General features: G+C 72.9%; 14 protein-coding genes, 1 pseudogene and 1 riboswitch. Of the genes and pseudogenes, 5 read left to right on the top strand and 10 right to left on the bottom strand.

What is annotated here, in order from left to right:
• Positions 1 to 104: 104 nt before the first annotated feature.
• From AQJ91_RS31700 to AQJ91_RS31670, 7 genes are all read right to left on the bottom strand, one after another.
• A complete protein-coding gene (locus AQJ91_RS31700; protein ID WP_067028364.1) occupies positions 105 to 731 on the bottom strand; it encodes a YigZ family protein in 627 nt (208 codons plus the stop codon).
• Between the two features lie 32 nt (positions 732 to 763).
• Positions 764 to 1,312, bottom strand: coding sequence for a SixA phosphatase family protein (locus AQJ91_RS31695; protein WP_067028362.1), 549 nt, complete (start codon positions 1,310 to 1,312; stop codon positions 764 to 766).
• Positions 1,309 to 2,028: a hypothetical protein gene (locus tag AQJ91_RS31690; protein WP_234383130.1), complete on the bottom strand. Its 720-nt coding sequence runs from the start codon at positions 2,026 to 2,028 to the stop codon at positions 1,309 to 1,311. The genes AQJ91_RS31695 and AQJ91_RS31690 overlap by 4 nt, the downstream gene beginning before the upstream one ends.
• A gap of 55 nt (positions 2,029 to 2,083) precedes the next feature.
• Positions 2,084 to 2,488 (bottom strand): DUF190 domain-containing protein, encoded by a 405-nt coding sequence (locus AQJ91_RS31685; RefSeq protein WP_234383128.1) that lies wholly within the window; start codon positions 2,486 to 2,488, stop codon positions 2,084 to 2,086.
• Between the two features lie 27 nt (positions 2,489 to 2,515).
• A complete protein-coding gene (locus AQJ91_RS31680) occupies positions 2,516 to 3,238 on the bottom strand; it encodes an ABC transporter ATP-binding protein (RefSeq protein WP_067028565.1) in 723 nt (240 codons plus the stop codon).
• A 179-nt stretch (positions 3,239 to 3,417) separates the two neighbouring features.
• Positions 3,418 to 4,434: a FecCD family ABC transporter permease gene (locus AQJ91_RS31675; protein ID WP_067028360.1), complete on the bottom strand. Its 1,017-nt coding sequence runs from the start codon at positions 4,432 to 4,434 to the stop codon at positions 3,418 to 3,420.
• Complete coding sequence (locus AQJ91_RS31670; protein ID WP_067028358.1) at positions 4,431 to 5,453, bottom strand: ABC transporter substrate-binding protein; 1,023 nt, start codon at positions 5,451 to 5,453, stop codon at positions 4,431 to 4,433. Before AQJ91_RS31670 ends, AQJ91_RS31675 begins: the two co-directional genes overlap by 4 nt.
• A gap of 71 nt (positions 5,454 to 5,524) precedes the next feature.
• Positions 5,525 to 5,711, bottom strand: a riboswitch (cobalamin riboswitch).
• 81 nt (positions 5,712 to 5,792) lie between these two features.
• Here AQJ91_RS31670 and AQJ91_RS31665 point away from each other — a divergent pair.
• From AQJ91_RS31665 to AQJ91_RS31655, 3 genes and pseudogenes are all read left to right on the top strand, one after another.
• The gene (locus tag AQJ91_RS31665; RefSeq protein WP_067028356.1) at positions 5,793 to 6,200 is read left to right on the top strand and encodes a CoA-binding protein; all 408 of its coding nucleotides are present in this window, start codon (positions 5,793 to 5,795) and stop codon (positions 6,198 to 6,200) included.
• A 105-nt stretch (positions 6,201 to 6,305) separates the two neighbouring features.
• Positions 6,306 to 6,926 (top strand): annotated as a pseudogene (locus AQJ91_RS58765) (SUMF1/EgtB/PvdO family nonheme iron enzyme); the annotation flags it as partial.
• Between the two features lie 79 nt (positions 6,927 to 7,005).
• Positions 7,006 to 8,229, top strand: coding sequence for a 4-hydroxybenzoate 3-monooxygenase (locus AQJ91_RS31655; RefSeq protein WP_067028354.1), 1,224 nt, complete (start codon positions 7,006 to 7,008; stop codon positions 8,227 to 8,229).
• A gap of 6 nt (positions 8,230 to 8,235) precedes the next feature.
• Here AQJ91_RS31655 and AQJ91_RS31650 read toward each other — a convergent pair whose 3' ends face one another.
• Positions 8,236 to 8,595 (bottom strand): ArsR/SmtB family transcription factor, encoded by a 360-nt coding sequence (locus AQJ91_RS31650; protein WP_067028352.1) that lies wholly within the window; start codon positions 8,593 to 8,595, stop codon positions 8,236 to 8,238.
• Positions 8,596 to 8,656: 61 nt separating this feature from the next.
• Here AQJ91_RS31650 and AQJ91_RS31645 point away from each other — a divergent pair, with 61 nt between their 5' ends.
• Positions 8,657 to 9,703 (top strand): cation diffusion facilitator family transporter, encoded by a 1,047-nt coding sequence (locus AQJ91_RS31645; RefSeq protein ID WP_067028350.1) that lies wholly within the window; start codon positions 8,657 to 8,659, stop codon positions 9,701 to 9,703.
• Position 9,704: 1 nt separating this feature from the next.
• Here the strand turns inward: AQJ91_RS31645 and AQJ91_RS31640 are convergent, their stop codons facing one another.
• A complete protein-coding gene (locus AQJ91_RS31640) occupies positions 9,705 to 10,262 on the bottom strand; it encodes a YbaK/EbsC family protein (protein WP_067028348.1) in 558 nt (185 codons plus the stop codon).
• 44 nt (positions 10,263 to 10,306) lie between these two features.
• Complete coding sequence (locus AQJ91_RS31635) at positions 10,307 to 10,879, bottom strand: XRE family transcriptional regulator (RefSeq protein WP_067028346.1); 573 nt, start codon at positions 10,877 to 10,879, stop codon at positions 10,307 to 10,309.
• Positions 10,880 to 10,985: 106 nt separating this feature from the next.
• Between AQJ91_RS31635 and AQJ91_RS31630 the strand changes: the two genes are divergently transcribed.
• The gene (locus AQJ91_RS31630; protein WP_067028344.1) at positions 10,986 to 11,843 is read left to right on the top strand and encodes a DMT family transporter; all 858 of its coding nucleotides are present in this window, start codon (positions 10,986 to 10,988) and stop codon (positions 11,841 to 11,843) included.
• Positions 11,844 to 11,859: the final 16 nt, after the last annotated feature.

Genomic DNA, 11,859 nt, shown 5'->3' with positions numbered 1-11,859 from the left:
TGACATCACGGGCGGTTACTCCCGTATCAGCCGCTCTTGCCCGGTCGTGCCGTCCGTCATGAACGCACCCACGCAAGTCCGTTATGCGCAGAACACCCGATACGTCACGCGTCCCCGTACGCCTCTCCGCCGAGTTCGAACCCGGCCGTCCCCGCGGTCGCGTCCGCGAGCCACGCCCGGAACGACTCGACGTCCGCGGCCGGCAGTCCGATCTCGATCGTCACCGCCTCCCCGTACCGCACGTCCCGCACCACGCGGCCGGTCGACCTGAGGTCGTTCTGCACCTTGCCCGCGCGCTGGTGGTCGACGGTGACCGTGGCCAGCCGGAAGCGGCGCCGGGTGATCGTGCCGAGCTCGTCCAGCGCCTCACCCACCGCACCGCCGTAGGCCCGGATGAGTCCGCCCGCGCCCAGTTTGACCCCGCCGAAGTAGCGGGTGACGACGGCGACGACGTACCGCATGTCGCGGCGCAGCAGCATCTGGAGCATGGGGACGCCGGCGGTGCCGCCGGGTTCGCCGTCGTCGCTCGCCTTCTGGACCGCGGCGTCGGCGCCGATGACGTAGGCCCAGCAGTTGTGGGTGGCGTCCGCGTTCTCCTTGCGGATGGCCGCGACGAAGTCCTGTGCCTCCCGCTCGGTGGCGGCGGGCGCCAGCGCGCAGATGAACCGGGAGCGGTTGACCTCGGTCTCGTGCTCACCGGCGCGGGCGACTGTGCGGTACTCGTCCTGCATCGGGCCAGCCTATGCGCAGTGTCCCGGCCGCCTCACTTGCCCTTCTTCTTCCCGCGCGGCACCGTCAGGCTCGTCAGCAGTGCCGTGCCCGGTGTCAGCGCGTCCCAGCCGGTGCCGCGCCAGGCCAGGACGGCGATCGCCGAGGTGGGGAACTTCACGCGGACCTCGTCCAGCGCGTCGTCGAGGCTGTCCCCGGCGAGTTCCAGGACGAGCTCCTCCAGGCCCGGGTTGTGGCCGACCAGCAGCAGGGTGTCGACCTCGGTGGACACCTCGTGCACGATCTCCAGCAGGTCGGCGACGTCGGCCGCGTACAGCCGTCGATCGTGCCGGACCGGCGGCGGGGTGCCCCACTGCGCGGAGGCGAGTTCCCAGGTCTGGCGGGCGCGTACGGCGGTGGAGCACAGGGCGAGGTCGGGCAGGCAGTCGGAGTCGGCGAGCGCGCGGCCGGCGGCGGGGGCGTCCCGGCGGCCGCGCGGTGCGAGGGGACGTTCGTGGTCGGCGACGCCGTCCGGCCAGGCGGACTTGGCGTGCCGGAGGACGACCAGGCGGCGCAGCGGGCCCGCTCCCGCGCGGGCGATCACGCGGGGGCTCCGAGGTCGCGGGTGAGTTCGAGGCCGAGGAGCCGGTCGGCGTAGGCGTACGTCTCGAAGCGGGCGCCGTCCGGAAGGTCGGGCTCGGTCTCCACCTTGGTCAGGACGCGGAGGACCGCGGGGATGTCCAGGTCGTCCTCCCAGGCGGTACGGAGTTCGCCGCGCACCTCGTCGGGGACGGGCCGGGACGGCTGGTGCGCCCAGCGGGACACGGCGCGGCGCCAGCGTACGAGGGTGTCGTGGGCGTCGGCGAGGGAGGCCGTGTCGAGCTGGGCGGGTTCGCCGCGGCGCCGGGCGAGCAGCGCGAGGCGCAGGGCGGCGGGGTCGGCGCCCTCGGGTGGTGGTGCCGTGTGGACGGGGGCGACGGTGATGCGGACGCCGTCGGGTTCCGGGCCGCCCTCGGCCACCACATGGATGACCTGGGCCTCCCCCAGTCCGGAGGCGGCGTCCCGGCTGTCCTCGAAGGGCCGGATGCCGAGGGCGGCGGCGCCGGCGCGGAGTTCCGCCTGGTCGCGCTCGCCGATCAGCAGGGCCCAGACGGGTGTGCCGCCGAGTTCCAGGGCGCGGACGAGCAGGTCGGCGACCAGCAGCACCCGTAGGGCTGTGGGGTCGAAGGCCGGGGCGTGCGCCTCGACGCGGGTCAGGCCCCGGCGGGCGGGAGCGGCGTCGACGGTCTCGCCGGTTCGGGCGTCGGTGATGCGGAGCACGGGCTGAGCGTAGGCGTACGGGCGGTCGGACGCAGGCAGGCTGTGCGGATTCCGGTCACCGTGGCGCGCGTCGAGCCCGCGCGGAGCCCGTCGGCCACTCATGGGCGTGGGGCGTGTGGATCCGCACCCGGTCCAGCACCGCGACCGCCGCGGTCTCGCCCAGGACGTCCGCCACCTGCGGCAGGAAGGAGCACAGCCGCGGCTCCTCGTCGACGATGACGACCGCGCACGGGCCCTTCGTCCCCCAGGGTGACGACCTGGGGTCGCCGACGCCGAAGCCGGTGAGGCCGCGGAAGACGCTCGCGCCGATGAGGCCCGGGTGGCGGGCGCGGTGGACGAGTTCGGCGTAGGCGCCGATGGTGCCAGAGCACGGAGGCGTCGAGATGGACGGTGAGGCGTGCGGCGCGTGTGTCGTAGCCGGGCATGGGCCACCCCTGCCGTGCGGACTGCCCGCGCCCACTGCGCCGGTGCCCGGCCGGACAGGACTTCAGGCCAGGGTTCCGAGGAACCGCACGTGGGGCCGCCCGTCGGGGCCGTCCTTGCTGACGGCGGCCCGCACTCCGTACACGTCGGCGATGAGCTGCTCGGTGAGGACGTCGCCGGGAGCGCCGCAGGCCACGACGCGGCCCGTGTGCAGGACGACGACCTGGTCGCAGTACATCGCGGCGAGGTTGAGGTCGTGCAGGGCGACGACGGTGGTGACCGGGAGGGCGGTGACGAGGGCGAGCAGGTCGAGCTGGTGGTGGATGTCGAGGTGGTTGGTGGGCTCGTCGAGGAGGAGCTCGCGGGGTTCCTGGGCGAGCGCGCGGGCGATCTGGACGCGCTGGCGTTCGCCGCCGGAGAGGGTCTGCCAGGGCTGGCCGGCGCGGTCGGTGAGCCCGGTGCGGTCCAGGGCGGCGTGCACGGCCTCGTCGTCGTGGGCGGAGGCGGGGGTCCAGGCGCGGCGGTGCGGGACGCGGCCCAGGCGTACCACGTCGAGGGCCGTCAACTCGATCTGGGTGTCCGCCTGTTGCTCCACCACGGCGAGGCGGCGGGCGATGTCGCGGCGGGGCAGGTCGGCCACGGGAGTGCCGTCGAGGGTGACGACTCCGGCCGTCGGCGCGAGGAGCCCCGCCAGCAGCCGCAGGAGGGTGGACTTGCCGGAGCCGTTGGGACCGAGGAGGCCGACGGTGGAGCCCGGTTCGGGGGCGAGGGAGGCGCCGTCGAGGATGAGGCGGCCGTCGGTGCGGCGGGAGACGCGGTCGGCATGGAGGCCGGAGTCGACAGGGAGGCCGGAGTCGACAGGGAGGCCGGAGTCGACAGGGAGGCCGGAGTCGACAGGGAGGCCGGAGTCGACAGGGAGGCCGGGGTCGACAGGGAGGCCGGGGTCGACAGGGAGGCCGGGGTTCGTCACCGCACCCCCCGGGTCCGGTACAGCACGACCACGAAGGCCGGCACCCCGATCAGCGAGGTCACGACGCCCACGGGCACCTCCTGCGGGTCGAGGACGGTACGGGCGAGGGTGTCGACCCACACCAGGAACACCGCACCGGCCAGCGCGGTGAGCGGCAGCAGCCGGGTGTGGCCCGGGCCGACCAGGGCGCGGGCGGCGTGCGGCAGGACCAGGCCGACGAAGCCGATGGCCCCGGCCGAGCTGACCAGCGCGGCCGTGAGCAGGGCCGTGGCGCACAGCAGCACCAGCCGGGTGCGGGCGACGGAGACGCCGAGGGTGGCCGCCGCGTCCTGGCCGAAGGCGAAGGCGTCGAGGGTCCGGCCGTACGACAGGAACACCACCAGCGCCACGGCGAGCACGGCCGTACACACCCATACGTCGGTCCAGCCCACGCCGCCGAGCGAGCCGAGGAGCCAGAACAGCACGCCCCGGGTGGTCTCGGCGTCGGCCGCGGTCAGCACGATGAAGGAGGTGAGCGCGGAGAACAGCTGCATGGCGGCGACGCCCGCGAGGACGACCCGGTCGGTGGTGCCGCCGAAGGTGTGGCTGAGCAGCAGCACCAACGCGAAGGAGACCAGCGCGCCGGCGAACGCGCCCGCGGACACGGACACCAGGCCGCCGCCGACGCCCAGCACCACCACGATCACGGCCCCAGTCGACGCCCCTGAGGACACCCCGAGCACGAACGGATCGGCGAGCGGGTTGCGCAGCAGCGACTGCATCACCGCGCCGCACACCGCGAGCCCGGCCCCGCACACGGCGGCGAGCAGGGTGCGGGGCAGCCGGAGCTGCCAGACGATGCCGTCCCGGATCGGCGTCAACTCCGAGGTCCCGAAGCCGAGATGAGAGCCGACGGCCGCCCACACGTCACCGACCCGGATGTCGGCCGGGCCGATGGTGATCGCGACGGCGAGGGAGCAGCACAGCAGCAGCACGCCGACCGCGCCGAAGGCGACCGCGCGTCGGGCGGTCACCTCACCAGCCCGAACTCACGCAGCCCCGCCGCGACCTGCTCCACGCCCTCGACGGTACGGATGGTCGGATTCATGGCCTGCCCGCTGAGGATCACGTACCGCTTGTGCTTGACGGCATCCATGTTCCTGGTGGCCGGGTTGGACTCCAGGAACTCGATCTTCTTCTCGGCCGTCTCGGCGGTCTTCAGCCTGCGTGTGAGATCGCCGATGACGAGCACGTCGGGGTTGCGGTCGGCGACCGTCTCCCAGTTGATCTGCGGCCACTCGTCGTGTGTGTCGTCGAAGACGTTCTTCGCGCCGAGGGAGCGGGTGATGACGCCGGGCGCGCCGCAGCAGCCCGCCATGTAGGGGGACTCGGAGTTGGCGAACCAGTACAGGAGGGTGACGTCGGAGGCGTGGACGCCCTGGGTGGCCGTGGCCACCCGCTTCTCCAAGGAGGCGACGAGCCGCTCGCCCCGCTCCGCCACGCCGAACACCTTGGCGAGATCGCGGACTTCGCCGTAGACGTCGTCGATGGCCAGGGGAGTGTCGCGGACGCCGTCCCCGTCGCCGGAGTTGTCCTTGCCGACACAGTCGGACGGGGAGACGTACGTCGGGACGCCCAGCTTCTCGAACTGCTCGCGGGTGGCGACGCCGCCCTTGCCCAGCGTGGAGACGAACGAGGCGGCGGCGAAGTCGGGTTCGTCCTCCAGCACCCGCTCGAAGGACGGGTTGTTGTCGGAGATCCGCGGGACCTCGGCGTTCGCCTTCGCCAGCCCCTTCATCACGGGGTCGGTCCAGGTCGCCGTCCCTGCCATGCGGTCGGCGAGCCCGAGGGAGAGCATGATCTCGGTGGTGCCCTGGTTGAGGGAGACGGCACGCTTCGGGGGCGCGTCGACGCGCACGGTGTGACCGCAGTTCTTCAGGGTGACGGCGGCGGGCTTGGCGTCGGCCGTGCCGGAGTCGCCGCCGCAGCCGGTCAGAAGGAGGGACCCGGCCGCGAGCAGGGCGGCGGGACGGACGAAACGTGTGATGGACACGGGGAGTTGGTCCTCAGTCGTCGAGGGCTCGAACGCGGAGCCCGGTCGTACGGTGCTCCCCCGCCGTACGCCGACCGCGGAGGCCGCCAGCAGGTCTTCGGACTCGGGTTCCTCCGGTCGGGGCGCCTTCCCAGACGTCGTACGACATCCAGTGGCCGAGGCCCCGCCCGTCACCCTCACCGCTGCGCGTCAGCTCCGGATTCGCACCGGATTCCCTGACCCACGTACATGGGTTCGACTGGCTTCGGCAAGCTATCACGGCGCCGGTCGGGGAATCCCCGCGGACCGTCAGCCGTTGTCGCACACGACAGCACTTTTACGAGGCGCAGGGAGGCCGGCGTGTACGGCGACGAGGCAACGGTCCGCGAGATCCTCACCGGGCTCGGCGACACCTGGGCGGTGGTGGGCCTGTCGTCGAACCAGCGGCGCGCGGCGTACGGCGTCGCCGAGGTGCTGCAGCGCTACGGCAAGCGCGTCGTGCCGGTCCACCCCAAGGCGGAGACGGTGCACGGCGAGCCGGGGTATGCCTCCCTCGCGGACATCCCCTTCGAGGTGGACGTCGTCGACGTGTTCGTGAACAGCGACCTCGCCGGTCCGGTCGCCGACGAGGCGGTGGCGAAGGGCGCCAAGGCGGTGTGGTTCCAGCTCGGGGTCATCGACGAAGCCGCGTACGACCGCACCCGCGCCGCCGGCCTCCACATGGTCATGGACCGCTGCCCGGCGATAGAGATCCCGCGCCTGGGTTAGCCGCACGCACCACGAGAGAGTCGGCTCGGCTCGGCTCGGCTCGGCTCGCAAGAACGTCGCGTAGACATGTGTCCCGCCCCGTCCACGCGCCCCCGAGGAAGCCCGATGTCCGAGTCCCCGTCGGCCGCCCGCTGCTGCATGCCCTCGTCGGGCGGCGGTCCGGGCGGGGCGCGGCTGATCGCGCCGCCGCCCGCGGCCGACGGCGGTTCGGTGGCGGGCATGGTGCTGCTGTCCGGCGGTGAGTTTCTGATGGGTGCCGAGGACCCGGAGGGGGTTTCCGGGCGACGGTGAGGGGGCGGTGCGGGCGGTGCGGCTGGACCCGACCCGTTCCGTATCGAGGTATGCGCGGTGACGAACGACGGGTTCGCGGCCTTCGTCGCCGGCACCGGGTACGTCACCGACGCCGAGCGCCTCGGGTGGCCGTATGTCTTCGCCGGCTTCCTGCCCGGCGCGCCGCGGCGCGACGCTCCGCGGCCCGAGGAGACGCCCTGGTGGTGCGCGGTCGCGGGGGCGGTCTGGAACCGGCCGGAGGGTCCCGGCAGCACGCTCGCCGGCCGGGGCGGCCATCCGGCGGTGCACGTGTCCTTGCACGATGCCGCGGCGTACGCGGCCAGGGCGGGCAAGCGGCTGCCCACCGAGGCCGAGTGGGAGTACGCGGCGCGCGGCGACCTGGAGCAGAAGCGCCACCCCTGGGGCGACGAGTTCGATCCCGGCGGCGCGTACCGCTCACACGGGCTTCCGCTGCGTCCGCGATCCCGGACCCGGTCCTCCCCCCCAGCGCCTGGACGGCCTCCATAATGCTCGGGTGACTTCCCCCACCCTCCACCCCGACTCCGGTGCCCCGCAACACTTTCCGGTCGTCATCGTGGGTGCCGGGCCCGCCGGGCTGACCATCGGCAACATCCTGCGGGCGGCGTCCGTCGACTGCCTGGTCCTGGAGATGGAGACCCGCGAGTTCATCGAGCGGCGCCCGCGGGCCGGGGTCATCGAGGAGTGGGCCGTACGCGGGCTCGAACAGCGCGGACTGGCGACGAACCTGCTGGCGCGGGCGGAACGGCACACCGAGTGCGAGTTCCGGTTCGGCGGGCGGCGGTACCGGTTCGGGTACGCCCAGCTGACGGGCACTCACCACTGGGTCTATCCACAGCCGTTGCTGGTGACCGACCTGGTACGGGAGTACGCGGACGTGCGCGGCGGGGCCGTCCGGTTCGAGGTGCGCGACGTCGCGCTGCACGACCTGGACACCGACCACCCCTCGGTCACGTACACCGACCCCGAGACCGGTCAACAGCAGGTGGTCCGCTGCGACTTCGTCGCGGGCTGCGACGGCGGGCGCGGGGTGACACGCACCGCGCTGCCGCCGGAGCGGGCCCACATCTCACGGCAGGACTACGGCATCGGCTGGCTGGCCCTGCTCGCCGAGGCGCCGCCGTCCTCGGACTGCGTCCTGTTCGGTATGCATCCGCGCGGGTTCGCCGGGCACATGCCCCGCAGCCCCGAGGTGACCCGCTACTACCTGGAGTGCCCGCCCGGCGACGCCCCGGAGAACTGGCCGGACGACCGCGTCTGGACCGAACTGCAGGCACGGCTCGGAGTCGAGGACCGGCCGCCCCTGACGCAGGGACGGCTGATCGAGAAGCGCGTCCTCGACATGCACAACTACGTCATCGAACCGATGGTGTTCGGCCGTCTCTTCCTGGCCGGCGACGCCGCACATCTCACCGCGCCCATCGCCGCCAAGGGCATGAACCTCGCCCTGAACGACGCTTTCCTGCTCGGCGACGCGCTCGTCGCGTATCTCACCAAGGGCGACGGGACCGGCCTGGACGGCTACTCGGCGGCCTGTCTGGGCCGGGTCTGGGACTACCAGGAGTTCTCCATGTGGCTGTCCGAGGTGTACCACGGCACGTCCTCGGGCGATCCGTACCGCGCGGGCACCACCCTCGCCCGGCTCCGCCGCCTGTTCGGCTCCCCCGCGGCGGGCATGGCGTTCGCGGAGCAGTACCTGGGCAAGAACGCCGACTACTGAGACATCTCAGTCGTGCGGGGGCCGGTCGCTGAGCCGGTGGTCCGCGACGTTCAGGGCCTCGTCGACCAGTCTGCGCAGATGGCCGTCGCGGAGCGCGTAGATCACCCGGCGGCCCTCCTTGCGGGTGTTCACCAGGCCCGCGAGGCGCAGCCGGGCCAGGTGCTGGCTGACGGCGGGCCGCGCCGCGCCGCACGCCTCCGTGAGCGTCGTGACGTCGGCCTCGCCCGCGGCCAGGGCGTGCAGCAGCGCGAGGCGGGTGCGGTCGCCGAGCAGGGCGAGGAGTTCGGCGGCGAGCACGAACTGTTCCTCGCCCGGGGTGCGCGGGTGCGCATCGTGTGCAGGTGACAGGTGCATGCGTGCGCTCATACGCACATAATGGCGTCGTGGGCGTCCCGCGTCCACTCCCGCGCACCGGAAGGGGCCCGCCGTGAGCGACCGGCACGAGCACGAGCACGAGCACCACAACCATCACCACGACCACTCCCCGGCACCCTGGCGTCATCGCCTCGCCCATCTGCTCACCCCGCACTCCCATGAGACCGCCGACAAGCTGGACTCCGCCCTGGAGTCCTCGGCCCGCGGGATGCGCGCCCTCTGGGTCTCGCTGGCCGTGCTCGGCGTGACGGCCCTGGCGCAGGCGGTCGTGGTGGCCGTGTCGGGGTCGGTGGCGCTGCTCGGCGACACGGTGCACAACACCGCGGACGCGCTGACGGCCGTACCGCTCGGGATCGCCTTCGTGCTGGGCCGGCGCGCGGCGACCCGGCGGTTCACGTACGGCTACGGGCGCGCGGAGGATCTGGCCGGGATCGTGATCGTGCTGACGATCGCGGCGTCGGCCGCGTTCGCCGGCTGGACGGCGGTCGAGCGGCTCCTCGATCCGCGGCCGGTGGAGCATCTTCCGGCCGTCGCCGTGGCCGCGCTCGTCGGGTTCGCGGGGAACGAGTGGGTGGCCCGGTACCGGATCCGGGTCGGCCGGTCCATCGGCTCGGCCGCGCTGGTCGCGGACGGGCTGCACGCCCGTACGGACGGATTCACCTCGCTGGCCGTGCTGTTGAGCGCGGGCGGTGCGGCGCTGGGGTGGCAACTCGCCGACCCGATCGTGGGGTTGGCGATCACGGCCGCGATCACGCTGGTACTGCGGGACGCGGCGCGGGAGGTGTTCAGGCGGGTGCTGGACGCCGTCGACCCGGCCCTGGTGGACCGGGCCGAGCACGCGCTCCGGGAGGTCGACGGGGTGCGCGGGGTGGGCGAGTTGCGGCTGCGCTGGATCGGGCACCGACTGCGCGCCGAGGTGGCGGTCGTCGTGGACGGCGAGGTGACGGTACGTCAGGCTCATGCGATCGCCGTGGACGCCGAACACGCCCTGCTGCATGCCGTTCCGCGGCTCACCGCGGCCCTCGTCCACGCGGACCCGGCGCCGGTGCCGGGCGAGGCGGACCCGCATCTGGTGCTGGCCCACCACACGACGGCCTGACCTACGCGACCCCCAGCCCCTCCAGTACGACGGCCCCGGGCAGCTCGGCGAACGCCTTCCCCGGCACCAGCAGCTTGCCGCGTCGGCGCCCGCTGCCCACCAGGACGTACGGCAGGTCGACGACGGCCGAGTCCACCAGCACCGGCCAGCCGTCGGGCAGTCCGATCGGGGTGATGCCGCCGTACTCCATGCCGGTCTCCCCCGTCGCTGTGTCCATCGGGGCGAACGAGGCCTTGCGGGCGCCGAGTTGGCGGCGTACGGCGCCGTTGACGTCGACGCGGGTGGTGGAGAGGACGACGCACGCGGCGAGCGTGGTCTCGCCGCCGCGCCTGCCCGCCACGACCACGCAGTTCGCGGACTGCTCGAGCAGTTCCCGGCCGTAGTGCTCCACGAAGACGGCGGTGTCGGCCCACTGGGGATCGGTCTCGACGTAGACGATCTGGTCGGCGGGGACGCTGCCGCTCCAGTGGCGTACGGCGTCGGCGACCGGGCCGATCAGCTCGTCGAGGCAGTCGGGGGCGGCGAGGGCGGTGTCGAAGTGTCCGATGGGTGCGTCCATGGCCGCACGCTAACAGCACCGCCGGGCTCCGTGGGACCGGCGTCTCAGTGCACGAACGGGACCGAGACCGTCAGCATCATCTCCATCGGAACGTCGCCCTGATTGGCGTACGCATGCGGGGCGTTCGCCTCGAAAGTGACGCTGGAGCCGGCCGGGACGCGGTACTCCACGCCCTCGACGGTCAGGGTCAGTTCACCCGCCGTGACATGGGCGATCTCGACCGTGCCGACGGGGTGCGGGTCGGATCCGCTGCCCTCGCCCGGCATCAGCTTCCAGTCCCACATCTCCAGCGGGCCGGGCGCCTCCGTGCCCGCGAGGAGCCGGCTGTAGCTGCCGGCGTCGGTGTGCCACAGCCGTACCACCTGCTCGGCCGGGACGACGCGTACCTTCGGCCCCTGTTCGTAGTCGAGGAGGGTCGTGATGCTGACGCCGAGCGCGTCGCCGATCTTGACCACCGTGCCGAGGCTCGGGTTGGTGCGGGCCTGCTCGATCTGGATGAGCATGCCGCGGCTGACTCCGGCGCGGGCGGCGAGTGCGTCCAGGGTGAAGCCGCGCTCGGTGCGCCAGCGCTTGACGTTGCGCGCCAGGGACTGGGTCAGCAGTTCGAGGTCCGACACATTCCATCCATAAGGTGAGGCCAATATTCTGGATGACAGGGTTCAGTTCACTGCACTACGGTGTGGTGCACCTGATCGTGCACCGAACTGTACTGCGAGGCGACCCGTGACAGCACTCTTCGCCCTGGCCACGAGCCTGTTGTGGGGGCTGGCCGACTTCGGCGGCGGACTGCTGACCCGGCGCACCCCGGCACTCACGGTGGTGGTCGTGTCGCAGCTGATCGCCGCGGTCGTCCTGGGTGCGGTGGTTGTGGCCACCGGCGGCTGGAGCGAGGCGGGCCCACGACTGTGGTTCGCGGTCGCGGCCGGCCTGGTCGGCCCCGTCGCCCTGCTCTGCTTCTACAAGGCACTCGCACTGGGCCCGATGGGCGTGGTCTCCCCACTCGGCACGGTAGGGGTGGCTGTCCCGGTGGGTGTGGGGCTCCTCCTGGGCGAGCGTCCGGGCCTGATGCAGTTCGCGGGGATCGCGGTCGCCGTGCTTGGCGTCGCGCTCGCGGGCGGACCGCAACTACGGGGCGCACCCGTGCAACGGCAGGCCATCCTGCTCACACTCATCGCCGCCTTCGGCTTCGGCACGGTGTTCGCGCTGATCGCGGAGGCGTCGACGACCGTCACCGGCCTGTTCCTCGCCCTCTTCGTCCAGCGCGTGGTCAACGTCGCGGCCGGCGGCCTCGCCCTGTACGCCTCCGTACGACGAGGCGGCACCGCCCTCCCGGTCGCCGGCTTCCCATGGCACTCGCTTCCGGCACTGGCCTTCGTCGGCCTGGCCGACGTCGCGGCGAACGGCACATACGTGGTCGCCGCCCAGCACGGCCCGGTCACGGTGGCGGCCGTACTCGCCTCGCTCTACCCGGTGGTAACGGCCCTGGCCGCCCGCGGCTTCCTCAGCGAACGGCTACGGGCCGTGCAGGCGGCGGGCGCGGGCTTGGCACTGATGGGCACGCTGCTGTTGGCGACGGGGTGAGCCTGGCTGACCGGCG

The sequence above is a fragment of the Streptomyces dysideae genome (genome assembly GCF_001514305.1).
Classification (GTDB): Bacteria; Actinomycetota; Actinomycetes; order Streptomycetales; family Streptomycetaceae; genus Streptomyces; species Streptomyces dysideae.
Note: the sequence above shows the minus strand (reverse complement) of the source record. Positions and strands in the feature narration are given on the sequence as shown.